The sequence below is a fragment of the Actinomadura atramentaria DSM 43919 genome (assembly GCF_000381885.1).
Taxonomy (GTDB): Bacteria; Actinomycetota; Actinomycetes; order Streptosporangiales; family Streptosporangiaceae; genus Spirillospora; species Spirillospora atramentaria.
This window is the reverse complement of record NZ_KB907211.1, coordinates 401,374-427,649: the sequence shown is the minus strand read 5'-3', so window position 1 is coordinate 427,649 and position 26,276 is coordinate 401,374. Positions and strand designations below refer to the sequence as shown.

Annotated in this window: 28 protein-coding genes and 1 riboswitch; of the genes, 15 read left to right on the top strand and 13 right to left on the bottom strand. The window is 75.1% G+C overall.

Translation table 11 applies throughout. The features are described 5' to 3' along the window. Window positions 1-60: 60 nt before the first annotated feature. A complete protein-coding gene (locus G339_RS0112490) occupies window positions 61-780 on the bottom strand; it encodes a phytanoyl-CoA dioxygenase family protein (protein ID WP_019631421.1) in 720 nt (239 codons plus the stop codon). Between the two features lie 97 nt (window positions 781-877). Then, the gene (locus G339_RS0112485; RefSeq protein ID WP_019631420.1) at window positions 878-1,747 is read right to left on the bottom strand and encodes an NmrA family NAD(P)-binding protein; all 870 of its coding nucleotides are present in this window, start codon (window positions 1,745-1,747) and stop codon (window positions 878-880) included. 147 nt (window positions 1,748-1,894) lie between these two features. Here G339_RS0112485 and G339_RS0112480 point away from each other — a divergent pair, with 147 nt between their 5' ends. Both G339_RS0112480 and G339_RS0112475 read left to right on the top strand, forming a co-directional pair. Continuing rightward, complete coding sequence (locus G339_RS0112480; protein ID WP_019631419.1) at window positions 1,895-2,680, top strand: helix-turn-helix domain-containing protein; 786 nt, start codon at window positions 1,895-1,897, stop codon at window positions 2,678-2,680. Further along, window positions 2,677-3,057 carry a VOC family protein gene (locus G339_RS0112475; RefSeq protein ID WP_019631418.1) on the top strand — a complete coding sequence of 127 codons (381 nt, stop codon included), beginning with the start codon at window positions 2,677-2,679 and terminating at the stop codon, window positions 3,055-3,057. Before G339_RS0112480 ends, G339_RS0112475 begins: the two co-directional genes overlap by 4 nt. On the opposite strand, the gene G339_RS0112470 is transcribed toward G339_RS0112475, so the two are convergent. Then, complete coding sequence (locus G339_RS0112470) at window positions 3,041-3,667, bottom strand: TetR/AcrR family transcriptional regulator (RefSeq protein WP_019631417.1); 627 nt, start codon at window positions 3,665-3,667, stop codon at window positions 3,041-3,043. The genes G339_RS0112475 and G339_RS0112470 overlap by 17 nt on opposite strands. 91 nt (window positions 3,668-3,758) lie before the next feature. Between G339_RS0112470 and G339_RS0112465 the strand changes: the two genes are divergently transcribed. Beyond that, window positions 3,759-4,907 carry an acyl-CoA dehydrogenase family protein gene (locus G339_RS0112465; RefSeq protein WP_019631416.1) on the top strand — a complete coding sequence of 383 codons (1,149 nt, stop codon included), beginning with the start codon at window positions 3,759-3,761 and terminating at the stop codon, window positions 4,905-4,907. A 6-nt stretch (window positions 4,908-4,913) separates the two neighbouring features. Here G339_RS0112465 and G339_RS0112460 read toward each other — a convergent pair whose 3' ends face one another. From G339_RS0112460 to G339_RS0112430, 7 genes are all read right to left on the bottom strand, one after another. After that, window positions 4,914-5,117: a hypothetical protein gene (locus G339_RS0112460; RefSeq protein WP_019631415.1), complete on the bottom strand. Its 204-nt coding sequence runs from the start codon at window positions 5,115-5,117 to the stop codon at window positions 4,914-4,916. Window positions 5,118-5,259: 142 nt separating this feature from the next. Then, window positions 5,260-6,840 carry a fused response regulator/phosphatase gene (locus G339_RS0112455; protein ID WP_019631414.1) on the bottom strand — a complete coding sequence of 527 codons (1,581 nt, stop codon included), beginning with the start codon at window positions 6,838-6,840 and terminating at the stop codon, window positions 5,260-5,262. Next, window positions 6,837-8,534 (bottom strand): ATP-binding protein, encoded by a 1,698-nt coding sequence (locus G339_RS33445; RefSeq protein WP_019631413.1) that lies wholly within the window; start codon window positions 8,532-8,534, stop codon window positions 6,837-6,839. The genes G339_RS0112455 and G339_RS33445 overlap by 4 nt, the downstream gene beginning before the upstream one ends. Continuing rightward, on the bottom strand, window positions 8,531-9,559 hold the full coding sequence (locus tag G339_RS0112445) for an ATP-binding SpoIIE family protein phosphatase (protein ID WP_019631412.1): 1,029 nt from the start codon (window positions 9,557-9,559) through the stop codon (window positions 8,531-8,533). Before G339_RS0112445 ends, G339_RS33445 begins: the two co-directional genes overlap by 4 nt. Continuing rightward, complete coding sequence (locus G339_RS0112440) at window positions 9,547-9,972, bottom strand: anti-sigma regulatory factor (RefSeq protein ID WP_019631411.1); 426 nt, start codon at window positions 9,970-9,972, stop codon at window positions 9,547-9,549. Before G339_RS0112440 ends, G339_RS0112445 begins: the two co-directional genes overlap by 13 nt. Then, window positions 9,969-10,334 (bottom strand): STAS domain-containing protein, encoded by a 366-nt coding sequence (locus tag G339_RS0112435; protein WP_019631410.1) that lies wholly within the window; start codon window positions 10,332-10,334, stop codon window positions 9,969-9,971. Before G339_RS0112435 ends, G339_RS0112440 begins: the two co-directional genes overlap by 4 nt. After that, window positions 10,334-11,167 carry an STAS domain-containing protein gene (locus G339_RS0112430; RefSeq protein ID WP_026341386.1) on the bottom strand — a complete coding sequence of 278 codons (834 nt, stop codon included), beginning with the start codon at window positions 11,165-11,167 and terminating at the stop codon, window positions 10,334-10,336. The genes G339_RS0112435 and G339_RS0112430 overlap by 1 nt, the downstream gene beginning before the upstream one ends. A 202-nt stretch (window positions 11,168-11,369) precedes the next feature. On the opposite strand from G339_RS0112430, the gene G339_RS0112425 reads away from it, so the two are divergent. From G339_RS0112425 to G339_RS0112415, 3 genes are all read left to right on the top strand, one after another. Next, window positions 11,370-12,923: an FAD-binding oxidoreductase gene (locus G339_RS0112425; RefSeq protein WP_019631408.1), complete on the top strand. Its 1,554-nt coding sequence runs from the start codon at window positions 11,370-11,372 to the stop codon at window positions 12,921-12,923. A 141-nt stretch (window positions 12,924-13,064) separates the two neighbouring features. After that, window positions 13,065-13,583 carry a hypothetical protein gene (locus G339_RS33440; protein ID WP_019631407.1) on the top strand — a complete coding sequence of 173 codons (519 nt, stop codon included), beginning with the start codon at window positions 13,065-13,067 and terminating at the stop codon, window positions 13,581-13,583. 73 nt (window positions 13,584-13,656) lie between these two features. After that, window positions 13,657-16,548 carry an FAD-binding and (Fe-S)-binding domain-containing protein gene (locus G339_RS0112415; RefSeq protein ID WP_084693232.1) on the top strand — a complete coding sequence of 964 codons (2,892 nt, stop codon included), beginning with the start codon at window positions 13,657-13,659 and terminating at the stop codon, window positions 16,546-16,548. Here G339_RS0112415 and G339_RS0112410 read toward each other — a convergent pair. Beyond that, on the bottom strand, window positions 16,545-17,288 hold the full coding sequence (locus tag G339_RS0112410; protein ID WP_019631405.1) for an IclR family transcriptional regulator: 744 nt from the start codon (window positions 17,286-17,288) through the stop codon (window positions 16,545-16,547). The two genes, G339_RS0112415 and G339_RS0112410, sit on opposite strands and share 4 nt — an antisense overlap. 115 nt (window positions 17,289-17,403) lie before the next feature. Here G339_RS0112410 and G339_RS0112405 point away from each other — a divergent pair, with 115 nt between their 5' ends. From G339_RS0112405 to G339_RS33435, 7 genes are all read left to right on the top strand, one after another. Beyond that, the gene (locus G339_RS0112405; RefSeq protein WP_019631404.1) at window positions 17,404-18,300 is read left to right on the top strand and encodes an acetaldehyde dehydrogenase (acetylating); all 897 of its coding nucleotides are present in this window, start codon (window positions 17,404-17,406) and stop codon (window positions 18,298-18,300) included. Further along, window positions 18,297-19,331: a 4-hydroxy-2-oxovalerate aldolase gene (dmpG, locus tag G339_RS0112400; protein WP_019631403.1), complete on the top strand. Its 1,035-nt coding sequence runs from the start codon at window positions 18,297-18,299 to the stop codon at window positions 19,329-19,331. Before G339_RS0112405 ends, dmpG begins: the two co-directional genes overlap by 4 nt. A gap of 170 nt (window positions 19,332-19,501) precedes the next feature. Further along, a riboswitch (cobalamin riboswitch) is annotated at window positions 19,502-19,624 on the top strand. Between the two features lie 123 nt (window positions 19,625-19,747). Continuing rightward, window positions 19,748-20,734 (top strand): ABC transporter substrate-binding protein, encoded by a 987-nt coding sequence (locus tag G339_RS0112395; protein ID WP_019631402.1) that lies wholly within the window; start codon window positions 19,748-19,750, stop codon window positions 20,732-20,734. After that, entirely contained in the window at window positions 20,731-21,792 is a 1,062-nt protein-coding gene (locus G339_RS0112390) for a FecCD family ABC transporter permease (RefSeq protein ID WP_019631401.1), read from the top strand. The genes G339_RS0112395 and G339_RS0112390 overlap by 4 nt, the downstream gene beginning before the upstream one ends. After that, a complete protein-coding gene (locus G339_RS0112385) occupies window positions 21,789-22,571 on the top strand; it encodes an ABC transporter ATP-binding protein (RefSeq protein WP_019631400.1) in 783 nt (260 codons plus the stop codon). The genes G339_RS0112390 and G339_RS0112385 overlap by 4 nt, the downstream gene beginning before the upstream one ends. Next, window positions 22,568-23,125: a histidine phosphatase family protein gene (locus G339_RS0112380; RefSeq protein ID WP_019631399.1), complete on the top strand. Its 558-nt coding sequence runs from the start codon at window positions 22,568-22,570 to the stop codon at window positions 23,123-23,125. The genes G339_RS0112385 and G339_RS0112380 overlap by 4 nt, the downstream gene beginning before the upstream one ends. Beyond that, a complete protein-coding gene (locus G339_RS33435; protein ID WP_019631398.1) occupies window positions 23,122-23,793 on the top strand; it encodes a (2Fe-2S)-binding protein in 672 nt (223 codons plus the stop codon). Before G339_RS0112380 ends, G339_RS33435 begins: the two co-directional genes overlap by 4 nt. Here the strand turns inward: G339_RS33435 and G339_RS33430 are convergent. Continuing rightward, window positions 23,790-24,590: an SAM-dependent methyltransferase gene (locus G339_RS33430; RefSeq protein ID WP_033322863.1), complete on the bottom strand. Its 801-nt coding sequence runs from the start codon at window positions 24,588-24,590 to the stop codon at window positions 23,790-23,792. The two genes, G339_RS33435 and G339_RS33430, sit on opposite strands and share 4 nt — an antisense overlap. 165 nt (window positions 24,591-24,755) lie before the next feature. Here G339_RS33430 and G339_RS0112365 point away from each other — a divergent pair, with 165 nt between their 5' ends. After that, window positions 24,756-25,316 carry a DUF4262 domain-containing protein gene (locus G339_RS0112365; protein WP_033322861.1) on the top strand — a complete coding sequence of 187 codons (561 nt, stop codon included), beginning with the start codon at window positions 24,756-24,758 and terminating at the stop codon, window positions 25,314-25,316. Between the two features lie 10 nt (window positions 25,317-25,326). Beyond that, window positions 25,327-25,839: a GNAT family N-acetyltransferase gene (locus tag G339_RS0112360; RefSeq protein ID WP_019631395.1), complete on the top strand. Its 513-nt coding sequence runs from the start codon at window positions 25,327-25,329 to the stop codon at window positions 25,837-25,839. A 3-nt stretch (window positions 25,840-25,842) separates the two neighbouring features. Here the strand turns inward: G339_RS0112360 and G339_RS0112355 are convergent, their stop codons facing one another. Next, window positions 25,843-26,274 (bottom strand): hypothetical protein, encoded by a 432-nt coding sequence (locus G339_RS0112355; RefSeq protein ID WP_019631394.1) that lies wholly within the window; start codon window positions 26,272-26,274, stop codon window positions 25,843-25,845. Between the last annotated feature and the right edge of the window lie 2 nt (window positions 26,275-26,276).

Below are 26,276 nucleotides of genomic sequence, written 5' to 3'. Positions count from 1 at the left end.
GAAGAAGGGTCCGTGTGGCCCGGCCGCTCCGCCTGTCGTCGCTCATGTCGCATCGGTGGGTCAGGTGATCGGGGTGTAGTCGAGCCAGGGGGCTTGTAGGGAATCGGCGCGGTGGGTGGGGTGGGCGTGGGTGCTGAGGCGGTAGTAGAGGGCGCGGCGGGTTTTGTTCGGGGTGTCGTTGCCTCCGATGTTGTGGCCCAAGAGGTAGTGCGCCAGGAATAGGTCTCCGGCTCGGCCTTTGATCTGCTCCGGTTCTGGGAGGTCTATCGGGGGGTAGGCGCAGTGTTGGTGGGGGCCGTTCGTGCGGAAGTACTCCGCGTGGGTCAGGTGGGTTCCGGGCCAGATCCAGAGGTTGCCGGAGTTCTCGGTTCGCTGATCGGTCATCAGGATTCCGGCCAGGAGGGTGAAGGTGCCGCGGATCGGGCCGTTGGTGGGTTCGGGGTTGGCGGCGTCGATGTGGGGGCGGCCGGGGCGGTGCGGGTACGGCGGGATGTTCAGGGCCACCTGGACCTGCCACGGGTAGGGCAGTGTTCCGGGGCCGGTCAGTTGTTCGGCGAGCTTGAAGGCGGGGGTTCGGGTCAGCGGGGCTCTCAGCGCCGGCTCGTCCTTGGTCGGCAGGAAATAGAAGTGCGGGCCGCGGGTGCCGGCGGGGGGCGGGTCGGTGGCCACCAGGTCGTCTATTCGGTCGGCTGCCCGGGCCAGGACGTCGTCCGCTACCACCTGCGGGATCAGGAGGAAGCCTCGCTCGGCGAACTCGTTGATCTGCGCGTCACTCAGCATCTGACCGACCGTAGGCGGCGGCGTCCGTGGTGGCCACGGGTTTTTCGGGTGGGACCGGTCGGCTGCCGGGACGCCGGGGGCTTCGTACGGCCGCAGGTCAGAGCGTTGGCTTGAAGTCGGTGTGGAGCCAGGACGCCAGTGGCGTCGGGGTCGTGGTGATGGGTGAGCGTCGTTGTTCGGGGGTGAAGCCGTCGCGGAGGCCCGTGGACATGCCGAGGACGGCTTCCGCCAAGGCGGACGGCATTCCGGCCTTGAGGTATTGGGCGAACATCTCTCCGTCGCCGATTCGGACGGCCGCCACGTCCCTTCCCAGTTCGGCGGTGAGGATGGCGGCCACGTCGTTCCACGTCAGGTCTTCGGGGCCGTGGACCGCTTGGACGCGGCGGCCGTGCCAGTCGCGGTTCAACAACAGCGCCGCCGCCACCTCGGCTATGTCTCGGGGCGCCACCCAGGCCATCGGCGCGTCCAGCGGGAGGACCACCGGGATCGTTCCCGCGCGTACGGCTTCCGCCTGGAGTTGCAGATTGGTGAAGAAGTAGCCGCAGCGGAGGTGGGTCACGTCGATGTCGAGCGCGTCCAGGGCGAGTTCTATTCGGGCCAGGCCGTCGATTTCACCTGCGCCGTGGCGTTTCTCCGCGCCGACGCTGCTCTGGAAGACGACCCGCGCGATTCCGTTCCGGGTGACGGCCTCGGATACCGCGTCGGCGGCACGGGAGTAGTCGCCCAAGGGGTCTTCGCCGGTGGGAGTCGGGGCGACCCAGTAGAGGGCGTCCACGTCCTTCGTCGCGGCGGCGACCTCGGCCGCGTTCCACGAGTCGGCCTCGGCCGCTTCCACGAAGCCGCGCAGTTCCGCGTCCACGCGTCCGATGTCGCGGGTCAGCAGCAGCGGTCGGACGCCCGCCCGGACGAGCGCGCGCGTCAGGGGGCGGCCCACATGGCCGTTCGGAGTGGTGACGGCGATCCTCATCAGGGGATCTCCTTTCCTCGTCGGGAGCGATCCGAACCTAGAGGCAGTTGTGGTCAGTTCCCGGCCACATCAGAGAACCACCGGATATCGGCACCGCCCGCCCAGGACGCGGAGCACGCGACCGCCGCTCCTACTGTGGTGGGTGTGATGTCCGCTCTCACCCCGTTCGTCGCGACGCTGAGCGCGTACGACCTCGGCGGCGCGGTCCACCGGGGCCTGCCGTCGTCCACGGTGTCGATCACGATCCCCGAGGACGCGATCGACGTCGCCTGGCTCGGGCGGCCCGGCTCGCGGCGGCGGTTCCGGGCCGTCGTCGCCGGTCTCCACATGGACGCGGCCGAGTTGACACAGACGGAAAGTCCGCGAGGCGTCTGGCTGACGCTCCACCCGCTGGGCGCGAGCGCCCTGCTGGGCGTTCCGGCGGCGGCGCTGGCCGGGCACGTCGCGGATCTCGCGGACGTGTCCCCGGCGCTGGCCGCGCTGCCCGAACGGCTCGCGGCCCGAAGGACGTGGCCGGAGCGCCGCGCCGTCGTCGAGGAAGCCCTGGCCGCCGCGCTGGCCCGGCACGGCGACGGCGCCGGACGGCTGCGCCCCATGCTGGACGGGCTGGCCGGCGCCGCCCGGGTCCAGGACGCGGCCGAACGCCTCGGCTGCTCCCGGCGCCACCTCGGCGCCGCCGTGCGCGCGGAGCTGGGCGTCACGCCGAAGGAGTACCAGCGGCTCCTGCGCTTCGAGGCCGCCCGGCGCGGGCTCGCCGCCGGAGGCGCCGACCTCGCCCGGGTCGCCGCCGAAGCCGGGTTCGCCGACCAGGCGCACTTCACCCGCGAATGGCGTGCCATGTCCGGCTGTACGCCCGCCGCGTGGCTGCGCGCGGAGGGCCGTTCCCGAACGTTCAAGACCCCGCCGCCCCCGGAGGCGACGATCGGGCCATGACGTTCTTCCCTCGCCTGATCGTGCCCGACCCGGACCTCGCGTCCGCCTTCTACCAGGACGCCCTCGGCGCGCGGCGGGTGTTCCGCGCCCCGTCCGGCGACGACGGACGGCCGGCCGTCATCGACCACCGGCTGGGCGACGCGTTCTTCCGCGTCTCCCCGGCGGTGCGGGCGTGGGGCTGGCTGTCCCCCGCCGACCTCGGCGGCACCCCCGTCCTCCTGGAGATCGAGACCGAGACCCCGGACGACCTCGGCGAACGCCTGACCGCGCACGGCGCGCAGCTCGTCGTCCCGATCGAGGACCGCCCCTACGGCAAGCGCTCCGGCCGCGTCCAAGACCCGTTCGGCCACCTGTGGATCGTCACCGGCACCGCGTGAGGCGCAGCTCCAGGCCGTCGAGCAGCGCCTCAAGGCCCGTCGTGAAGGCGCTCTCGTCGATCTCCTGCTGGCGTTCGGCGAGCAGGTGCGCCTCGCTCAGGTGCGGGTAGTCGGCCGCGTAGACCGTCGCGTCGGCCGGGAAGCTCGCAGCGAAGGAGCCGAGCGCGGACCCGGTGATGAAGTACCGCATCAGCGCGCCGACGCGGGTCGCCTCGCGGCGCGGCCAGCCCGCCGAGACGAGGCCGCCGAACACCGCGTCCGCGAGGCGCAGCGCGTTCGGCCGGTGCCCGCGGCTCTGCGCGAGCGCGGGGACGATCCGCGGGTGCGCGGCGAGCGCGGCCCGGTAGGACCGCGCCCACGCCGCGAGCGCCGCCCGCCAGTCCGGGTCGGGGAACATCGACAGGTCGACCTCGCCGAGGACGGCGTCCACGACCGCGTCGATCAGCTCGTCCTTGGTGGCGACGTGGTTGTAGAGGGACGGCCCGCTCACGCCGAGCGCGGCGGCGAGCCGCCGGGTGGAGACGGCCTCCAGCCCCTCGGCGTCCACGAGCGCGAGCGCGGCGGCGACGATGCGGTCGCGGTTGAGCAGCGGCGTGCGCGGCCGGGCCACGGGCGTCCCCTCCCGGAAAGAGAAACTTGCGCCGCTAGTTTAAGCCGGGCTAGCCTCGACAAAACTTGCAACGCTAGTTTTGGGGTGCCCGGTGAATCTGGAGCTGTCGGAGGAGCAGGACGCGCTGCGGCGCACGGCCGCCGAGTTCGTGGACCGCGAGATCGTCCCGCACGCCGCCGCGTGGGACCGCGCCGAGGAGATCGACCGCTCGGTCATCGGCCGCCTCGGCGACCTGGGCTTCCTCGGCATGACGCTGCCGGAGGAGTACGGCGGCTCCGAGGGCGACCACCTGGCGTACTGCCTGGTCCTGGAGGAACTGGGCCGGGGTGACTCGGCGGTGCGCGGCGTGGTGTCGGTGTCGCTGGGCCTGGTCGGCAAGTCGATCGCCTCCTACGGCACCGACGAGCAGAAGCGCGCCTGGCTGCCGCGCATCGCGTCCGGCGCGTCCATCGCGTGCTTCGCGCTGACCGAGCCCGGCACCGGTTCGGACGCCGCGAACCTCACCACCCGCGCCGTCCGCGACGGGGATGACTGGATCATCACCGGCAACAAGATGTTCATCACGAACGGGACGTGGGCCGACGTCGCACTGGTGTTCGCCCGCAGCGGCGGCGAAGGCCACCGGGGCATTTCGGCGTTCCTGGTCCCCACCGACGAGCCCGGTTTCGAGGCCCGCGTCATCCACGGCAAGCTCGGCCTGCGCGGGCAGGCGACGGCGGAACTCGTGCTGGACGGCGTCCGCGTCCCGGACTCGGCGCGCCTCGCGCCGGAGGGCAAGGGCTTCTCCGTCGCGATGGCCGCGCTCGCCAAGGGCCGCATGTCGGTCGCGGCGGGCTGCGTCGGCATCGCGCAGGGCTGCCTGGACGCGGCCGTCGGGTACGCGAAGGAGCGCGAGCAGTTCGGGAAGCCGATCGCCTCGCGCCAGCTCGTCCAGGAACTGCTGGCCGGGATCAGCCTGGACGTGGACGCCGCGCGGCTGCTGACGTGGCGCGTCGCGGACCTCATCGACCGGGGCCTGCCGTTCGCGACCGAGTCGTCCAAGGCGAAGCTGTTCGCCAGCGAGGCGGCGGTGCGGGCCGCCAACGACGCGCTCCAGGTGTTCGGCGGCTACGGCTACATCGACGAGTACCCGGTCGGCAAGTACCTGCGGGACGCGCGGGTGATGACGCTGTACGAGGGCACGAGCCAGATCCACAAACTGCTGATCGGCCGCGCGCTGACCGGCGTCAACGCGTTCTGACGGCGGTCAGCTCCCCGCCCAGCGCAGCACGACGAACGGGTCGCGGCAGGACGGGTGGTGGACCCGCTCCCGGGTGATGCGGTACCGCGCGGGGCGGTCCCGCCCGGCCGGGTCCTCGACCTCCACGGCCCCGACGTCCTGCTCCACGCGGACCAGCGCCCCCCGGAACGGGCCGTCGAGGCAGAGGGCGTTCACCCGGGCCGCGATCACGTGGCGCACCCACCGGGACGAAAGGGGGAAAGGGCGTCCATAACCCCAATTTACCGGGCCGCGCCTGCGAGGGGACGGCCGGGTAATGCCTGGCGGACGCGAGCGTTTCCGCGCGCTTTCCCCCGCATTCTCTGAACGAGATTCAGCGCGCGTCGCGGCGCAGCACGACGAGCGCGACGTCGTCCTCCCGGTGCCCGAACTCGGCGATGACGCGGTCGCAGAAACGTTCCAGGTCGTCGTCCACCCGCGCCGCGACGACCCGCAGCCGCTCCAGGTTGTCCGCGAGCGGGACGCCGCGGTCCTCGATCAGCCCGTCCGTGATCAGCACGACGGTCCCGCCGGGCGGCACGACGGTCATCTCGATCCCGGCCTTCTCGACGGGGAAGCCGAGCAGCACCCCGCCGCCCGCGCCGTACCGGGCACCCTCGGCGTCCAGGAACAGCGGCGGCAGGTGCCCGGCGTTGGCGACGCGCAGCGCGCCGGTCTCCGGCTCCAGCGTCATCAGGCAGACGGTCGCGGTCTGGTCGTCGTGGTAGCGCAGCAGGACGCCGTTGAGCAGCCGCAGGATCGTCTCGGCGTCGTGGCCCTCGCCGGCGAAGGCGCGCAGCGCGTGCCGGATCTCGGCCATCACCGTCGCCGCGTGCAGCGAGTGGCCCTGCACGTCCCCGATGGCCACCAGGACGTGGTCGCCGCGGTCCAGCACCTCGTAGAAGTCCCCGCCGACCTCGGCCTGGTCGCTGGCGGGCTCGTAGCGGGCCGCGAACGTCCAGCCGGGCACGGCCGGGACGGCGGCGGGCAGCAGGCTGCGCTGCAGCGTCAGCGAGATCAGGTGCTGCTCGGTGTAGGACCGCATCGCCTCCATCGCGAGCGCGAGCGTCTGCCCGAGCTGGCGCAGCAGGTCGCGGTCCTCGCCGCCGGGCGCGCCCGCCACGTGGACGGCCACGCAGATCGGCGGGCGGCCCCGGTTGACCCGCGACAGCACCAGCGCGACGTCCCCGTCCACGACCGTGTCGGGGACCAGCGCCCGCCACCGCGCGGCGGGCAGCGTCAGCACCTCGGTGCCGGTGTCGTCGCCGAGGACGGTCAGGTCGGCCAGCGCCGCGAACTGCTCCGGCGTGGACGCGCGGCGCTCGGTGCCGTCCGGCCGCCCCACGGCGCGGCGCGGCCGCCCGTCCGGCGGCAGCAGGAACACCGACACCGGCACCCCGAAGATCTCCACCGCGCCCGCCGCCGCGACGTCCGCGAGCCGGTCGAAGGTGACCGCCGCGTTCACCGCCAGCGACATGCGGGTGAGCGCCGCCATCCGGTCGGCCATCCGCTCCGCGCGCCGCCGCGCCCGGTAGTAGCGCAGCACGGCGTCCACGGTCGCCAGGAACTCGCCCGGGTCGATCGGGTCGACCAGGTAGGCGTCCGCGCCGCGCCGCAGGCCCTGCGTGCGGTCCGCGACGTCCACCGCCGTCGCGGAGATGTGGACGACGGGCAGCGCGGCCGTCGCCGGGTCGGCCTTGATCCGCTCGCAGACCTCGACGCCGCTGAGGTCGGGCAGCCGGACGTCCAGGACCACCAGGTCCACCCCGCCCTCGCCCAGCCGCCGCCACGTCTGCGCCGCCGACGCCGCCTCCACGACGGTGTGCCCGGCGCGGCGCAGCCAGCTCCCGATGATGTACCGCTTGGTGTCGTTGTCGTCGACGACCAGCGCGGTGATGGGCTCCTCGGCGCTCACGGCGTCCCCCTCTCCCGGCGGTCCAGCGCGCGGCGGACGGCGTCCGCGAGCGTCGCCGGGCCGAGCCGGTCCTTCTCCAGCACGGCGGCCCGGTCCAGCCGGGGGTCCGCCGCGTCCCGCAGGTCCGCCGAGGTGACGAGCACGACGGGCACGTCCGGCGGCAGCTCCGCCAGCACCGCGAGCCCGTCCAGGCCCGGCATCCGCAGGTCGAGCAGCACCAGGTCGGGCGGGTCGGCGGCGGCGAGCGCCAGCGCGGCGGCGCCGTCGGCGGCCTCGCCGATCCGCGCGGCGGCGGGCTCGACCAGGCCGCGCATGACGCGGCGGGCGGCCGGGTCGTCGTCCACGACCAGGACGTGCCCGAGGCCGAGCGCGGCCAGGTCGCGGGGCGCGGGCAGCCGCAGCGTCACCGTCGTGCCCGTCCCGACGACGCTGTCGAGCAGCAGGTCGCCGCCGAGCGCGCGGGCGAGCCGCCGCGCGTACGGCAGGCCGAGCCCGGACCCGCCGACGCCCGTGCCGGGCACCCGGTAGAACTCCTCGAAGACCCGTTCCCGCTCGTCCTCGGGGATGCCGGGGCCGGTGTCGGCGACGGCGAACACGACCTCGCCGTCCGCCGCGCGGACGGTCAGCCGCACCTCGCCCGCGGCGGTGAACTTCAGCCCGTTGGCCAGGACGTTGCGCAGGACGCGGGTCAGCATGACCTCGTCCGCGACGAGTTCGGGCGGTGCGCCGGAGGCGTCCACGACGAGCGCGACGCCGCTCTCGCGGGCGGTCGGCTCCAGTTGCGCGGCGAGCCCGGCCAGCAGCGCGGGGACGGCGACGGGCGCGAGGTCGGGCACCAGCGCGCCGCGTTCGGCGCGGGCCATGTCCAGCAGTTCGTTGACCAGGGACAGCAGCGTCCCGCCCGCGTCCGCGACGAGCGACACCTGGTGCCGCTGGTCGGCGGTGAGCGGGTCGGCGGCCGGGTCGAGCAGCAGCCGCGCGAGCCCGATGATCCCGTTGACGGGCGTGCGCAGCTCGTGGCTGACCGTCGCCCAGAACCGCTTGCGCGTCTCGCCCGCCTCGACGAGCTGGTCGGACTTCTCCTCCAGCTCGGCGTACAGCGCGACGACGCCCCGGTTGGTCTCCTCCAGCTCCGCCGAGATCTCGTTGTAGAGCGCCATGACGCCCCGGTTGGTCTCCTCGAGTTCGGCGTTGAGCGCGCGCAGCTCCTCGCGCTGCCGCCGGACCTCGTCCAGCGCGTCGACCAGTTCGGCGTTCTGGGTGCGCAGCTCCTCCAGCGCGGGCGTCGGGACGAGGTGCGCGAGTCCGCGGCGCAGCGCGTCGGCGTCCGGCGGGCGGACGTGCGGCGGCAGGTTCTTCGCGATGCGCACGACGCGCTCGTCCCCGCTCGTCTCCTGCGTGACGGCGTCCATGAGGCGGGACGCGGCGCGCAGGCCGGGGGTCTCCCACGGGTCGTCCGAGCCGGGCGGGAAGGCCAGTTCGACGGTCAGCGCCGCCACCGCGACGCGGAACACCACCGTCACGCGGCCCCCGGCCGTATACAGCTCGCGGCCCAGCTCGCTGAGCGCGGTCGCGGTCCGGACCTGGTCCTGCGGGTCGAGGCCCACGGCGGCGGCGACCTCGCGGCCCGCCTGGCGGACGGCGAAGACGCCGTCCTCGTCGCGGACGTCCACGCGCAGCAGCTCGCCGGTCACGGCCGGTCCCCGGGGCCGACGACCAGGACGGCCCGGTCGTCGTGCCGCGTCCCGGCGTCGCGGATGAGGACCCCGGCGAGCAGCAGCGGGTCGCGGCCGAGCACGCCGGGCCGGTCCGACAGGTCCCAGCGGTCGGTGAGCCCGTCGGAGTGCAGCACGACCGACGCCCCGGCGGGCAGCTCGTACTCGTACTCGCGGACGGTCCGGGACCGCTCCCCCGCGATGCCCGGCGTGGACACCAGGCCCTGGCGGCCGCCGGGCGCGACGATCCACCCGGCGACGTTGCCGATCCCGGCGAACCGGACGGTCCGGTCGTCGAGGTCGACGGTCGCGACGGCGACCGCGCCGCCGCGCGTGGCGGTCAGCCGCCGGTGGACGAGGTCCAGCAGGTCGCGGGGCCGGATCGGCGCGGTCAGCTCGCGGACCGCCCGCACCGCCTCCGCCGACGCGCGCGCCGCCAGCGGCCCGTGCCCGAGCCCGTCGCACAGCAGCGCGTGGACGGCGCGGCCGAAGACGCGGACGGCGTAGGCGTCCCCGCACTCGCGCTCGCCGTCGATCGGCCGGGTCAGCCCGGCGAACGGCGGGTCGCCCGCGGGCGAGCCCGGCTGCCGGAACCGCGCGAACAGCACGGTCCCGCCGCCCGGGTGCGAGTACAGGCCGCTGCGGTCGGCGAGGCGGCCGATGGCGCCGAGGCCGACGCCGAGCGATCCGGCGGTGGAGAACCCGTCCAGCAGCGACAGCGGCACGTCGGCGATGCCGGGGCCGCGGTCGAGGCAGACGATCTCGACCTCGGCGCGGTCGCCGTCGCGGACGATCCGGACCAGCATCTCGCCGCGCTCGGCGTGCTTGACGAGGTTGGTGGCCGCCTCGGTCGCGGCGAGCTGCACCTGCCCGAGGCGTTCGGCGTCGAAGCCGAGGCGTTCGGCGAGCGCGGTGACGCGCCGCCGGACGCCCGCGGGCGCGCTCGGCTCCTCGACGCGCAGCCAGTCGGCCTCGTCCGGCGGCGGGCTGGTCATCGGCACCATTTGGTCACCGTGACGGTCGTGCCCCGGCCGGGCTCGGTGTCCAGGTCGAACTCGTCCACCAGGCGGCGCGCGCCGGGCAGGCCGAGGCCGAGCCCGCCGCCGCTGGTCCAGCCCTCGGCGAGGGCCTGGTCGACGTCGGGGATGCCGGGCCCGTCGTCGCTGAACACGATGCGGACGCCCGCGCGGGCGCCCGCCCGGGGGCTCGGCCGCTCGACGCGCTCGACGCGCGCCGTCCCGCCGCCGCCGTAGACGAGCGTGTTGCGGGCCAGCTCGCTCGCCGCGGTGACGATCTTGGTCTGGTCGACCAGCGACATCCCCGCCGCGGCGGCCAGCGAGCGGGCGAGCTGCCGCACCCGGACGACGTCGTCGTGGGAGGCGATGGGCAGTTCCCCGCCCGCGGGCTCTCGGCTCACGAGACGCCGGGGACCGGCGCCCCGAGCAGGCGCATCCCCTTCTCCAGGTCCAGCGCGGTGCGCACGCCGCCCAGCGACAGGCCCAGCTCGACCAGCGTGATCGCCACGGCGGGCCGCATCCCGACCACGACGGTCTCGGCGTCCATCAGCTTCGACATGGACGCGATCGTCGCGAACATGCGGCCGATGAAGGAGTCCACGATGTCCACGGCGGTGATGTCGATGACGACGCCGCGCGCGCCGGTCCGCACGATCCGGTCGGCCAGGTCCTCCTGGAGCGCCAGGACCGTCTGGTCCTGGAGGTCGACCTGGATCGACACCAGCAGCACCGACCCGATCTTCAGGATGGGCACCCGGTCCATCAGACCGCCTTCACGACGGACACGCCGCTGCGGTCCAGCGCGTACGCCAGCGCGTCGGCCAGCGTCGCCTTGGTGACGATGTCGCCGAACTCGATGCCGAGCCCGACGATCGTCTGCGCGATCTGCGGGCGGATGCCGGAGATCACGCAGTCGGTGCCCATCAGCCGGGCCGCCATCACCGTCTTGAGCAGGTGCTGGGCGACCTCGGTGTCCACGGCGGGCACGCCGGTGATGTCGATCACGGCGTGCTCCGAGCCCGTCTCGACGAGCATCTGCAGCAGCGACTCCATGACGATCTGCGTGCGCGCCGAGTCCAGCGTCCCGACCAGCGGCACGCCGAGGATGCCGTCCCACAGCTTCACGACCGGCGTGGACAGCTCCAGGAGCTGCTCGGCCTGGTCGGCGATGACCTGCTCGCGCTCGGCGGCGTAGGTCTCGAACGTCACCAGCCCGAGGTCGTCCACGAACGCCGAGAACCGCGCGAACTCGCGGTACGCCTCGGTGTCGCCGGACTCCTCGACGGCCTCGAGCACGGCCTGCTTGACGGCGAACACGCCGACCGCCGTCTCGCTCGGGCTGAAGCCCTGCCGCGCGCGGCTGCGCGACATCTCGGCCAGCGCGGCGCGCAGTTCGCCGCGGACCGTCCCGTCGGCGTCGTCGTGGACGCGCGCCAGCAGCCCGTACAGCTCGGTCAGCTCGGCGCGCAGCTCGCGCTCCGTCAGGCGGCCCCGCACGTTCTCGGCGACCAGCGCGGTCCAGCGGTCCAGGACCGCCTCCTCGCGGGACCCCAGCAACGCCGCGATGCGGCCCTCGCCGCCCGCTCCACCGCTCATCAACCAGGCTCCCCACATGCGTCAACGGCCTCAACAGTGCTGTTCCACCCGGAAGAGTAGCGCCATGTCGGACATGCGTTCGAAGGACCAAGGTCCCTTGCGGACGGCTACCGCGTGTGCCCGGCCGCCGGACGACCGATTACGCATCGTCATGGCCGGGCATGAACCCCGCGGCCCCGTCCCCCGCAGCGAAGGTGCAGCCGTGAACGCAAGCGACCCCCTTAACCCCGCCGCCGCGGTCGTGCGGCCGGGCGACAAGCGCTACCCCGCGCTGAGCCGCGGCTTCAACCAGCGCTGGATCGCCGAGCCCGAGTACGTGCGGCTCGTCCGGTCGCCGGAGGAGGCGCGCGCGGCGCTCGGCCGGGCGGTGCGGGAGGAGCCCGCCGACCCGCGCCGGACCCGGATCACCGTCCGGTCGGGCGGGCACTGCTACGAGGACTTCGTGTGCGGGGACGACGTCCGGGTCATCCTGGACGTCTCGCCGATGTGCGCAATCTCCTACGACGCGGAACTGGCCGCGCACCGCGTCGAGGCGGGCGCGACGAACTGGCACGTCTACAGCCACCTGTACCCGCTGTACGGCGTCGCGCTGCCCGGCGGGTCCTGCTACTCGGTGGGCCTCGGCGGGCACATCACCGGCGGCGGGTTCGGGCTGCTGTCGCGCCGCGACGGCCTCACCGTCGACTACCTGTACGCCGTCGAGGTCGCGGTCGTGCGCGAGGACGGCGAGGCCGAGCTGGTCGTCGCCACCCGCGACGACGACGGCGACCTCGGCGACCTGTTCTGGGCGCACACCGGGGGCGGCGGCGGGAACTTCGGGGTGATCACCCGGTTCTGGTTCCGGGACCTGCCCGAACCGCCCGAACGCGTCCTGCTGACGGGCCTGGCCTGGGAGTGGGACGACTTCGCCCGCGAGGACTTCGCCGACCTGGTCACCGCGTTCGGCGAGTACTTCCGCGACCGCCAGGACCCGGCGACGGCGGCGGGCGGCCTGTTCGCGATGCTCAAGCTCACCCACGTCAGCAACGGCCAGATCGGGCTGCTCGCGCAGGTCGAGCTGGACGACGACGGCGCGGGCGAGGAGGCGATGGCCGAGTTCCTGGCGGCCGTGGACGGCCGCATCCGCCCCGAGTCCGGCCCGATGTTCGCGCCGATGGGCGAGCACGCCGCCCTCGCGCCCGCCGCGTCGGCCGCGCTGCCGCGCGTGATGCCGTGGCTGACGGCGACGCAGGCGCTCAACGCCAGCGGCGAGAACCGGTGCGGCAAGTACAAGTCCGCGTACCTGCGCCGCCCGTTCGACCGCGACCAGATCGACGCGATGTGGGCCTACCTCGGCAACGAGGAGTTCACCTCGTACGAGAACAAGGAGGCGCTGATCCAGATCGACTCCTACGGCTCGGCGATCAACCGGCCCCCGTTCGACACCGCCGTCCGGCAGCGCGACTCGATCATGAAGATGCAGTACCAGGTGTACTGGACGCGCCACGACCCCGACGAGCCCGCGCACATCGCGTGGCTGCGCGAGACCTACCGGGCGACGTTCGCGGCGACCGGCGGCGTCCCGGTCGTCGGCGACCGGACGGACGGCTGCTACGTCTCCTATCCCGACGCCGACCTGTCCGACCCGGAGTGGAACGCCTCCGCGCAGTCCTGGGCGACGCTGTACTACAAGGACGCCTACGAGCGGCTGCGCCGCGTCAAGCGCCGCTGGGACCCGCTGAACGTCTTCCGCCACCACCAGTCCGTCGAGCCCTGACCGTCCCGCCACACCTCCTTCACCTCGCGGCGTGGCGCGGTGGCGTCACGGTCCGCGTTCGTGCGGACACGGATGGGAAGGAATGGTGAGCCGTCGGCGCGGACGCCGGCAGCTCACGACACACGGGAACGAGAACAACCCATGCACATCACCAAGAAGGCGCTGGCCTGCGCGCTGACCGGCGCCCTCGCCCTCCCCCTCGCCGCCGTCCCGGCGTCCGCCGGGACCGGCGCGACGCTCACCGCCGCCAAGCCCGACCGGCTCACCTCGCACGGCTACGGCCCCCTGAAGATCGGCGCCTCCGAGCGCGACGCGCTGCGCACCGGGCTGCTGGTTCGCAAGTCCCGGGGCCGCTGGTGCGACGGCTTCGACATCAAGGGGCACCCCACCGGCCACGACGACCTGGCGGTCTACATCTCCAAGAAGTACGGCGTCGCGATGATCCAGCCGCCGCGCGGCACCCGCACCCCGCAGGGCGTCCACGTCGGCTCCACGCTCCACGAGCTGCGGCGCGCCTACCCGGGCATCCGGCAGGACGTCCACAAGTTCTGGACGATCACCGCGCCCCGGAACAACCGGGCGTACTACCAGTTCGAGGTGCGGCGCGACCGCGTCACGATGATGGCGCTGGACCTCAAGGTCCAGGACTGCTTCAACTGACGTGAACCGGGCCGCGCCGTCCGCCGGGCGGCGCGGCCCGACCCCCCGGCCGGCGCGCGGCCGGGCGCGCCGTATGATCGCCGCCATCGACGAGTACACCGCCGGTGCCGCCGTCCCCCACCACCCCGCCGGGGAGGGCGCCGTGACCGGCTCCGAGCTGGCGGGCGCGCTGCGCCGCGCCGGGCTGGCGGGCGTGGACGAGACCGCGTTGGCACGGTCCATGTACGCCTCGGACGCCTCCCTCTACCGCGTCGAGCCGCGCATCGTCGTCACGCCCCGCGACGCCGCCGAACTGCCCGCCGCGCTCGCGGTCTGCCGCGAGTACGGGGTGCCGCTGACGCTGCGCGGCGCGGGCACGTCGCTGGCGGGCAACGCGGTCGGGCCCGGCGTCGTCGCGGACGTGTCGCGCCACCTGAACCGCGTGCTGGAGATCGACCCCGACGCCGGGACCGCGCTCGTCGAACCCGGCCTGGTGCAGGCCGCCCTGCACACCGCGCTCGCGCCGCACGGGCTGCGGTTCGGCCCCGATCCGTCCACCCGCACCCGCGCCACGCTCGGCGGGATGATCGGCAACAACGCGTGCGGGTCGCGGGCGCTCGGCTACGGGCGGACCAGCGACAACGTCCTCGGCCTCGACGCCGTCACCGGCGGCGGGGAGCGGCTGCGGCTCGGCGACGTGCCCGGTGCCGCGCCGAGCCCGGTTCTGGACCGGCTCCGCGACCTCACCGCCGCGCACCTGGCCGTGATCCGCACCGAGTTCGGACGGTTCGGGCGGCAGGTGTCGGGCTACTCGCTGGAGCACCTGCTGCCGGAGAACGGCTTCGACGTCGCGCGGACGCTCGTCGGCAGCGAGGGCACCCTGGCCGTGACGCTCGCGGCGCGGCTCCGGCTCGTCCGCGAGCCCGCGCACCGGCTGCTGACCGTCCTCGGCTACGGGTCGATGGCCGAGGCCGCCGACGCCGTCCCCGCGCTGCTCCCCCACCGGCCCGTCGCCTGCGAGGGCCTGGACGCGCGGATCACCGGCGTCGTCGCCGCCCGGCGCGGGCCGGGCGCGGTGCCGCCGCTGCCGCGCGGCTCGGGCTGGCTGCTGCTCGAACTCGCCGGGGACGACCCCGCCGAGCTGCGGTCCCGCGCCGCCCGCGCCATCGCGGACTCGGCGTGCGTGGACTCCCTCGTCGTCCCCGATCCGGCGCTGGCGGACGCGCTGTGGCGCATCCGCGAGGACGGCGCGGGCCTGGTCGCCCGCACCGACGGCGGCGAGCCCGCGCACGCGGGCTGGGAGGACGCGGCCGTCCCGCCCGACCGGCTCGGCCCGTACCTGCGCGAGTTCGAGGAACTGCTGGCCGCGCACGGCCTGACCGGCGTCCCGTACGGGCACTTCGGGGACGGCTGCGTCCACGTCCGCATCGACTTCCCCCTCGCCGCGCCCGGCGGCACCGGCGTGTTCCGGAATTTCCTCCAGGACGCGGCAGCGCTCGCCGCCCGGCACGGCGGCACCATGTCCGGCGAGCACGGCGACGGCCGGGCGCGCGGCGAGCTGCTGCCGCACATGTACTCGCCCGAGGCGCTGGCCCTGCACGCCGCCGTCAAGCACGTGTTCGACCCCGGTGACCTGCTCAATCCCGGCGTCATCGTCGCGCCCGCGCCACTGGACGCCGACCTGCGCGCCCCCGCCGCCGGAACCCTCACGCGCGGCCTCGCGCTGGCCTACCGCGACGACCGGGGCGACCTGTCGCGGGCCGTCCACCGCTGCACCGGCGTCGGCAAGTGCCGCGCGGACAACACCGGGACGGGCGGCGTCATGTGCCCGTCCTACCTGGCGACCCGCGAGGAGAAGGACTCCACGCGGGGCCGCGCGCGCGTGCTCCAGGACGTCGTCGCGGGCCGCCTGGACTGGCGCTCCCCTGCCGTCCACGACGCGCTCGACCTGTGCCTGTCCTGCAAGGGCTGCGCCGCCGACTGCCCGACCGGCGTGGACATGGCGAGCTACAAGGCCGAGGCGCTGCACCAGAAGTACAAGGGGCGGCCCCGGCCGCGCGCCCACTACGCGCTCGGGCTGGTGCCCCGCTGGACGCGGCTCGTCGGCCGGTCCCCGCTGCTCGCCCGCGCCGCCAACGCCGCGCTGCGCGCCCGCGCGCTGCGGCCCGTCCTGGCCCGCGCCGCCGGGATCGACGCCCGGCGCGGGCTGCCCGCCTTCGCGCCGACGACGTTCCGCCGCTGGTTCGCCGCGCGCCGACCGCCGCCCGCCGGGGAGCGCGGCGAGGTCGTGCTGTTCGCCGACACCTTCACCGACGCGTTCTCGCCCGACGTGGGCCGCGCCGCCGTCGCCGTCCTGGAGGACGCCGGATACCGCGTCACCCTCACCGGCCGCGCCGTGTGCTGCGGCATCACCTGGATCTCCACCGGGCAGCTCGACGGGGCGCGCGCGCAGGTCCGCCGGACGGTCGCCGAACTGCTCCCGCACGTGCGGCGCGGCGCGCTGGTCGTCGGGCTGGAACCGTCCTGCACCGCCGTGCTGCGCTCGGACGCGGCCGAACTGCTCACCGGCCGCGAGGCCGACGCGGCGCACGAGGTCGCCGCCGCCGTCCGCACCCTCGCCGAGTTGCTCACCGCGACCGAGGGCTGGACGCCGCCGGACCTGACCGGCGTCCGCGCCGTCGCGCAGCCGCACTGCCACCACCACGCCGTCCTCGGCTGGGACGCCGACGCCGCGCTGCTGCGCGCCGCCGGGGCCGACGTCGAGCGCGTCGGCGGCTGCTGCGGGCTGGCGGGCAACTTCGGCGTCGAGGCCGGGCACGCGGAGGTGTCGGCGGCCGTCGCCGGGCACCGGCTGCTGCCCGCGCTGGCCGCCGCGCCCGACGACGCCGTCCTCGCGGACGGGTTCAGTTGCCGGACGCAGATCAGCGACCTGGCGTCCCGCGAGGGCGAGCACCTGGCGCAGTTGCTCGCGCGGCACCTCCGCTAGCGCTCGCTGAGCGTCCGCGACAACGCGAGGGCCGCCGTGTGGACGGCCGGGGCCACCACCGTCGGCCGCAGCCGCCCCGACCACCCCGACACCGACAGCGCGCCCAGCACCTCGCCGCCCGCGCCCCGCACCGGACTCGCCGCGCACACGATGCCGTTGCCCGATTCCTCCCGGTCGTAGGCGACGCCCGCCTCCCGGATCGCCGCCAGCTCCCGCGCGAGCAGGCCGGGCGCGACGACGCTGCGGTCCGCCGCGCGCACCAGCCCCGCGTCCAGCACGGCCCGCACCTGCTCGGGCGGCGCGAACGCCAGGATCGCCTTCCCGACCCCGGTGACGTGCGCGGGCAGCCGCCCGCCGACCCGCGACGGCAGCGGCGGCCCGCCCGCCGAGCCCAGGATCTCCACGTACACGACCTCCGCGCCCTCCAGCACGGCCAGGTGGACGGTCTGCCGCGTCGCCTCCCGCAGGTCCGACATGACGGGCAGCGCCGCGTCGCGCAGCACCCGCTGGCGCGGCACCCGCTGCCCGATCTCGAACAGCTTCAGGCCGAGCCGCAGCCGCCCGTCCCGCCGCTCCAGCAGCCCCTCCTCGGCGAGGTCGAGGGCGATGCGGTGCGCGGTGGAGCGCGGCAGGCCGCTGCGCCGGGCGAGTTCGGCGGCCCCGAGGCCGTCGTCGTCGGGGCGGAACGCGTCCAGCACGGCCAGGACGCGCTGCAGATAGGACCCCTCGGACGCCGACATGACCCCATTTTACGGACGCGTCCCACGTGGCGGGACGGTTCCGTTGTCCCCGCCGGACACCGGGAGGCACGCTCCTACCAGCGGAAACCGTCACCGCCCACCCCGGAGATCACTCATGACCAAGCTCACGGCCGCGATCGTCGGCCCCGGCAACATCGGCACCGACCTGCTGGTCAAGCTGCTGCGCAGCGAGCACGTCGAGGTCCACTCGATGGTCGGCGTGGACCCCGCGTCGGACGGGCTCGCGCGCGCCCGCGACCTCGGCGTCCCGGCGTCCGCCGGGGGCGTGGACTGGCTGCTCGCGCAGGACGACCGGCCCGACCTGGTGTTCGAGGCGACGTCCGCCAAGGCCCACCTCGCCAACGCGCCCCGCTACGCCGAGGCCGGGATCACCGCGATCGACCTCACCCCGGCCGCGGTCGGGCCGTTCGTGTGCCCGCCGGTGAACCTCGACACGCTGTCGGACGCCGCGAACCTCAACATGATCACCTGCGGCGGGCAGGCGACGATCCCGATCGTCCACGCCGTGTCGTCGGTCGTGCCGGTCGCGTACGCGGAGATCGTCGCGTCCATCGCGTCCCGGTCCGCCGGTCCCGGCACCCGCGCCAACATCGACGAGTTCACCCAGACCACCGCGCGCGCCATCGAGCGGGTCGGCGGCGCGGCGCGCGGCAAGGCGATCATCATCCTCAACCCGGTGAAGCCGCCGATGATCATGCGGGACACGGTGTTCTGCGCGATCCCGCCGGACTCCGACACCGACGCGATCACCGCGTCCGTCCACCGGATGGCCGCCGAGGTGGCGGCCTACGTCCCCGGCTACACCCTGCGCGCCGAGCCGCAGTTCGACGGCCCGCGCGACATCTGGAACGGCATGGCCCGCGTCGCGGTCTTCCTCGAAGTGCGCGGCAACGGCGACTTCCTCCCGCCCTGGGCGGGCAACCTCGACATCATGACCGCCGCCGCCGCCCGCGTGGGCGAGCGCCTCGCGCTCCGGAAGGTGACCGCGTGAACATCCCCGCCGGCAAGATCAGGATCACCGACTCCACGCTGCGCGACGGCAGCCACGCGATGGCCCACCGGTTCACCGAGGGCCAGGTGCGCGGCGTCGTCCACGCCCTGGACCGGGCGGGCGTCGAGGTCATCGAGGTCAGCCACGGCGACGGCCTCGGCGGCTCGTCGTTCAACTACGGGTTCTCGCTGGAGGACGACGTCAAACTCGTCGCCGCCGCTGTGGACGAGGCCGAGCGCGCCAAGATCGCCGTCCTGCTGCTGCCGGGCCTCGGCACCGTCGAGGACCTGAAGGCCGCGCACGGCGCGGGCGCGTCCGTCGCCCGCATCGCGACGCACTGCACCGAGGCGGACGTCTCCCTCCAGCACTTCGCCGCCGCCCGCGACCTCGGCATGGAGACGGTCGGGTTCCTCATGCTGTCGCACCGCGTCGGCCCCGAGGAGCTGGCCCGCCAGGCGCGGATCATGGTGGACGGCGGCGCGCAGTGCGTCTACGTCGTGGACTCGGCGGGCGCGCTCGTCCTCGGGGACGCCCAGGCCCGCATCACCGCGCTCGTCGACGAGATCGGCGGCGAGGCGCAGGTCGGGTTCCACGGCCACCAGAACCTCTCCCTCGGCGTCGCCAACTCCGTGCTCGCCGCGCAGAACGGCGCGCTCCAGGTGGACGGGGCGCTGTGCGCGCTCGGCGCGGGCGCGGGCAACTCCCCCACCGAGGTGCTGGTCGCGACGTTCGAGCGGCTCGGCATCCCGACCGGCGTGGACGTGCAGGGCGCGCTCGCCGCCGCCGACGACGTCGTCAAGCCGTTCCTGCACCGGCTGCCGTTCGCGGACCGGGGCGCGATCACGCAGGGGTACGCGGGCGTGTACTCCAGCTTCCTGCTGCACGCCGAGCGGGCGGCGGAACGGTACGGCGTCCCGGCGCACGAGATCCTGCAGCGCGTCGGCGAGGCCGGGTACGTCGGCGGCCAAGAGGACATGATCATCGACGTGGCGCTCCAGCTCGTCGCGGAACGCGACCGCGCGGGCGTCTGACCCGCGGGCGGGGGCGGCGGGGTCCGACGGCCCACCGCCCCCGCCTGTGCTCTTTCTCTGTGATGAACCGCGTCCGGGCGCGGGCCTTGACGTAGTAAGGTCACGCCCGGCCCGGTCATACCCGGCCTTTCCGGGCGTGCCATGATGTGCGGACACGGCGACGGCGGACGAGGAAGCCGGTGGAAATCCGGCGCGGTCCCGCCACTGTGATCGGCGAGCGGAGCCCGAACGACGCCACCGTCCCCCCGGGGCGGGAAGGCCGGGCCGAGCGGTGAACCGAGAGCCAGGAGACTCACGCGGTCGCCACCTCGACGGACCTGGGGCGGATCTCCCCAGAGAGGACGGCTGCCATGCGCGTTTCCGGCGTTCCGCCGCGATCTTCCCCCGGGTCCTCTCGCGCCGAGAGGAACGCTCCGATGAACCCCAGATTCCCCCGTTTCCTGCGCGCGGCCGCGCCGCTGGCGGCCGCGCTGCTGCTCGCGTCCGCGTGCGGCTCGGGCACCGAGAAGAAGGCCGACGCCGCGCCCGCGCGGGGTTTCCCGGTGACGATCGACAACTGCGGCGTGAAGACCGTCTATCAGCGACCGCCGAAACACGCCGTCACGCTCAACCAGCACGCGACCGAGATCATGCTGGCGCTCGGGCTCCAGTCGTCGATGGCGGGCACCGCGTATTTGGACGACGCGGTGCAGCCGAAGTACGAGGCCGCGTACAAGGGCGTCAAGGTGCTCGCCGAGGAGTACCCGTCCTACGAGACGCTGCTCGCGGCCGAGCCCGACTTCGTCTACGGCGGCTTCGCCAGCGCGTTCGCCGACAAGGAAGGACGTGGCCGTGCCGCGCTGAAGTCCGCCGGGATCGACACCCGGCTGAACCTGGAGAACTGCGCGAAACCCGTCACGACCGCGACGCTCGACACCGAGATCCGCGAGGTCGGGAAGACGTTCGGCGTCGCGAACCGCGCCGAGCGGGAGATCTCCGGCCTGCACGAAACGCTCGACGGCGTCCGCGCGAAACTCGGGAACGTCGCGCCGGTGAAGGTCGCCGTCTACGACAGCGGCGAGAAGACCGCGTTCACGGCGGGCGGCGCGGGCATCGGCAACGAGATGATCCGCCTCGCGGGCGCGACGAACGTCTTCGGCGATCTGGACAAGACGTTCGGCGACGTGTCCTTCGAGCAGTTCGCCGAGCGCGCACCCGACGCGATCGTGATCTACGACTACGGCGACCAGAGCGTCGAGGACAAGAAGCGGTTCCTGCTGTCCAACCCGGCGCTGAAGGACGTCCCGGCGATCAGGAACAGGCGGTTCGCGGTGCTGCCGCTGTCGTCCACCGTCCTCGGCGTCCGCGTCCCCGCCGCCGTGGAGTCCCTGGCCCGCGCCCTGCACCCCGACCGCTTCGCGTGACCGCCGACGCTCCGGCGCGGCCCGCCGTCCGGCGGCGCCGCGCCCCCTACCCGGTCGTGCTGGCGCTGCTCGCCGCGCTGGTGCTGGCCGCCGCGACGGCGGGCGTGATGGCGGGGTCCGTGCCGATCCCGGCGGGCGAGGCGTGGCGGATCGTGCTGCACCGGCTCGTCCCGCCGCTGACGGGCGCGGACTGGCAGCCCGTCCGGGAGACGATCGTGCTGGACGTGCGGCTGCCGCGCGTCGTGCTGTGCGGCGTCGTCGGCGCGGGCCTGGCCGTGTGCGGGACGGCGCTGCAGGCGCTCGTCCGCAACCCGCTGGCCGACCCGATGCTGCTCGGGGTGTCGTCGGGCGCGACGGTCGGCGCGGTGCTGGTCGTCGTCGCGCACGTCGCGGTCGCGGGCGTGTTCTCGCTGCCCGTCGCGGCGTTCGCCGGGGCGCTGCTGGCGCTGCTGCTGGTGTTCTTCCTGGCCAGGACGGGCGGGCGGACGACGACCGTGCGGCTCGTGCTGTCCGGCGTCGCGACGGCCGAGGTGCTGTCGGCCGTCGCGAGCTACCTCGTCGTCACCTCCGACGACCCGCACGCCGCGGACTCGGCGCTGCGCTGGATGCTGGGCGGCCTCGCCGGGACGACGTGGACGCTCGTCCCGGTCCCGGCCGCCGTCGTCCTCGCCGGGACGGCCGTGCTGCTCGGCGTCTCGCGCTCGCTGGACCTGCTGCTGGCGGGCGAGGAGGCCGCGTCGTCGCTCGGCCTGGACGTCCACCGGTTCCGGCTGGCGATGTTCGTCGTCGTCGCGCTGATGGTCGGCGCGATCGTCGCGGTCAGCGGGTCGATCGGCTTCGTCGGGCTGATGATGCCGCACGTCGTGCGGCTGCTGACCGGCGCGGGCCACCGCCGCGCGCTGCCCGCCGCCGCGCTGCTCGGCGCGGCGTTCCTCATCGCCGCCGACCTCGCCGCACGGACGCTCATCGCGCCGGAGGAGATCCCGGTCGGCATCCTGACGGCGCTCGTCGGCGGGCCGTTCTTCCTGTGGCTGATGCGGCGGAAGGCGGCCCGGTGAGCGGCGAGCTGCGCGCCGAGGGCGTCACCGTCGTCGCGGGCCGCCGGACGCTGCTCGACGACGTGTCGCTGCACGCCGCGCCCGGCCAGGTCGTCGGGCTCGTCGGCCCGAACGGCGCGGGCAAGTCCACCTTGCTGCGGACGTTCTACCGGGTGCTGCGGCCGACGCGCGGCCGCGTCCTGGTGGACGGCGACGACGTGCGGCGGCTCCCCGGCCGGACGCTCGCCCGCCGCCTGGCCGCCGTCCCGCAGGACTCCCCCGGCGAGTTCGAGCTGACCGCCCGCGACGTCGTCGCGATGGGCCGCACCCCGCACAAGCGCGCGTTCGCGGGCGACGGCGCGGCGGACCGGGCGATCGTCGCCGAGGCGCTGGCCGACCTCGGCGTCGCCGGCCTCGCGGACGCGCCGTTCGACCGGCTGTCGGGCGGCGAGCGGCAGCGCGTCCTCATCGCGCGGGCGCTCGCGCAGCGCACCGGCGCGCTGGTGCTGGACGAGCCGACCAACCACCTCGACCCCCGGCACCGGCTGGACGTGCTGCGGCTCGTCCGGCGGCGCGGCGCGACCGCGCTCGTCGCGCTGCACGACCTGAACCTCGCGGCGGCGTTCTGCGACCGCGTCCACGTCCTGCGCGGCGGGCGGACGGTCGCGGCGGGGCCGCCCGGCGACGTCCTCACGCCCGACCTCATCGCGGACGTCTACGGTGTCGGGGCGGACGTCGCCCGGCGCGCGGACGGGACGCTCCGCGTGGACCTGCTGCCCGGCCCGAAGGAGACGCGATGACGCTCCGGCTGTTCCTGGTCGCGCACGCCGCGACCGCCGCGACCCGCGCGGCGCGGTTCCCCGCCGACGAGCCGCCCGACCTCCCCGGCTCGGTGGGCGCGCTGCGCCGGATCGACGTCGCGGCGTGCGGTCCCGAGGCGCGCTGCCGCGCGACCGCCGCCGCGCTCGGCCTCGACGCGTCCCCCGACGCGCGGCTGGCCGACCTCGACGTCGGCGCGTGGCGGGGCCTTGCGACCGACGACGTGCCGCCCGCGGACCTGCTCGCCTGGCTGACCGACCCGGCCGCCGCGCCGCACGGCGGGGAGCCGCTGACCGGCGTCCTCGCCCGCGCGGCGGACTGGCTGGCCGCGCTGCCCGCCACGCCGGCGCGCGTCGCGGCCGTCGTCGCGCCCGCGCTGGTGCGGGCCGCCGTGCTGCGCGTCCTGGCCGCGCCGCCGACGGCGTTCTGGGCGCTGGACGTCGCGCCGCTGACCGTCACCGAGCTGTCGCGCGGCGGCGGCCGGTGGCGGGTGCGCGCGGTCGGCCGCCCGCTGGCCGCCGGGGAGGCGGCGTGACCGGGGACGTCGCGCGGACGCTGACCGGACTGGCCGAGTTCGGCGCGTTCTTCACCGTCGAGGTCGCGGAGCCGGGGCCGGGCTGGCGTTCCCTGGCCGACGTCCTGGCCGACGACGCCGACGTGGCGGACCGCGTCGCCCGCACCGCCGACCGCCTCGGCACGGACCAGTCGCGCCCCGCCGCGTCGATCTGGCACCTGGGGATCGCGGCGCGGCTGTGGTCGCCGCTCGTCGGCGCGCTGCTGACGGACGGCGTCGTGCCGGACCTGTCCCCCGGCCGCGTCTTCTGGGCGCCCGCCGCCGCGACGACGCCGCCCATGCGCGTCCCGTCGCCCACGGCCCGCGCGGACGGCGACGTCGCCGCAGCCGCCGCCGCGTTCCTCGACCCGCTGGCCGCCGCGACCCGCCGCGCCGTCAAGATCGCGCCGGGGCTGCTGCGCGGCAACGCGGCGTCCGCGCTGGCCGGGGCGCTCCAGATGCTCGTCACGGCCCGGCCCGCGCTGCGCCCCGCCGCGCTCGCGCTCGGCGCGCGGCTGCTCGACGGCCCGCTCGCCGGGACGGGCACGCTCGCCGCGCCCGGCCGCCCGTTCTTCGTCCGCCGGAGCTGCTGCCTGTACTACCGGCTGCCGACCGGCGCCCCCTGCGGCGACTGCCCGTTCGCGGGCTAGGGGCGGCGGCCGACGCCCGCCAGCAGCCGCACCGGCCCCGCCGCCGGACGCGGCGACGCGGGCGCGTCCGGCCAGTCCCGCACCTCCACCAGGCCGGGCGCGAGCAGCGGGAACCCGGCGAAGAACGCCTCGATCCGCGCCTGGTCGCGCAGGCCGCCGACGCCCGTCCCCGACCCCTTGTAGGCGTCGGCCATCCGCTCGGTGTCGGCGGGCGCGTCCGTGCCGGACGCGACGGTCAGCGCGAGATGGCTCCCCGACGCCATGCGCCCGGTGAACGCGCCGATGATGCCCGCCGGGTCGTCGGCGTCGTCGATGAAGTGCAGCACCGAGATCAGCAGCAGCCCGACCGGCCGGTCCCAGTCGATGAGCCGCGCGACCTGCGGGTCGTCCAGGACGTCCGCCGGGCGGCGGATGTCGGCGTGGACGACGGCCGTCGCGTCGTCGGGCAGCAGCGCCCGCGCGTGCGCGCACGCGACCGGGTCGATGTCGACGTACACCACGCGCGTCCCCGACTGCAGCGGCCGCGCGACCTCGTGGACGTGGCCCTGCGTCGGCAGCCCCGCGCCGAGGTCCACGAACTGGTCCACCCCGTTCCGCGCCATCGTGCGGACGGCCGCGCCGAGGAACGCCCGGTTCGCGCGGGCGGCCTCGCGCGCCCCGGGGAACGCCGCGATGACCTGCTCCGCGCGCTCCCGGTCGACCCGGTAGTTGTTCTTGCCGCCCAGGTAGTAGTCGTACATCCGGGCCGTTGAGGGGACGTCCGGGTCCACCCCGGGCGGAAGCTGCTCGCTGGTCACGGTCAACGATCTTCGCAGCGCGGCGGACGGCCGGCCGGATGCGTGGCCGGATCAGGCCATCCGCCCTTATCCGGCGTTCCCGGACGAACGCGGAATTCGCCCTATCACGGGGCGTACCGGCTCCCGGCGGGACGGGCTTTCCGCCCGAACCGTAAGCTGACCGTCATGTCCCCCCGCCCGCCCTGTCACTGCGTGCTCTGCCGCGACTACGGCGACCGGCGGCGACTCGACCACTTCCTGCTCCGCACGATCGTCCACATCACCGAATACGGGTGGAGCACCGTGCTCGTCCAGCCCGAGGGCGGCCTGCCCGGCTGGGCTTACACCATCGGCCTGTGGCACAGCCACCGCGCGCCCGAGCTGGCGATGTTCGGGGCGGACGTCTACGAGACCGAGGAGATCCTGAACGCCCTCGGCCGCCGCACCGCCGCCGGGACCGGGCCGGACGACGGCGAGCGCCGCCCCGCCGCCGTCCGCGGGCGGCCCGCCGAGTTCCGCGCCGCCGACGTCCGCTGGTACGCGGCGCTGCTCCCCGGCGCGGTCTCCTTCTACCGGCGGCCGCCGCTGCCGTTCCTCCAGGTCGTCTGGGCGGACGAGGCGGGCCTCCCGCCGTGGGACGCCGCCGCCGCGCCGGACTTCCGCGCCGTCCAGCCGTGGCTGTGGCTCGACCCCGAACGCCACCCCTCCGGCCCGTGGACCCGCCGCCTCCGCGCCCCGGGCCCCTAAGCTCGACGGCGTGACCGACGCCCTCGCCGCCCCGCTGCGGACCGCGCGCCTGGACCTGGAGCCGCTGGCCGAGCACCACGCCGACGAGATGGCGGCCGTCCTGGACGACGAGCGCCTGCACGTCCACATCGGCGGCGCGCCGCTGCCGCCCGCCGAGCTGCGCGCCCGCTACGCCCGGCTCGCCGCCGGTCCCGCGCCGTTCCACCGGCAGGTCTGGCTGAACTGGATCATGCGGCGGCGGCGCGACGGCCGCGCGATCGGCCACGTCCAGGCGACCGTGACCCCGGGCGAGGACGGCCCGGGCGCGGCCGTCGCGTGGACGGTCGGCATGCCCTACCAAGGCTTCGGCTTCGCCACCGAGGCCGCGGCGGCGGTCATCGACCGGCTCCGCGCGCACGGCGCCGCGCGGATCACCGCGAACATCCACCCCGCCAACACCGCGTCCGCCCGCGTCGCCGCCCGCTGCGGCCTCCACCCCACCACCGCCCGCGAGGACGGCGAAACCGTCTGGGCCCTCGACTGACCGTCAGGCGTGCAGGGCGACGGTCAGGACGAGGACGAGGGTCAGCGCCGCGAACAGGCCGTGGGCGAGCAGGGCGCGGGCGGGGAGGGGGCCGGACGCGCCGCGCGCGTGGCGGCCGCCGCGTCCGACGAGCCAGCGGGTGAACAGCAGGAACCCCTCGACGGCCGCGACGAGCAGCACCGCGAACGCCGCCCACGCGCAGCGCCGGTCACCGGTGGCCAGGAACGCGATCCACAGCGCGAGCCCCGCGACGGACGTCGCCGGGTGCCCGCCGAGCAGCAGCATCGGGAACCGCGTCACCTTCGTCGCCCGCAGCCGCGCGCCCCCGCCCCGGCACAGCCGCGCCAGCAGGTGGACGCCCACCGCGGCCCCCGCCACCCACGCGACCAGCGCGACGACGTCCACGTCCACCCCCTCGTCCGGCCCCTCGTCCACAG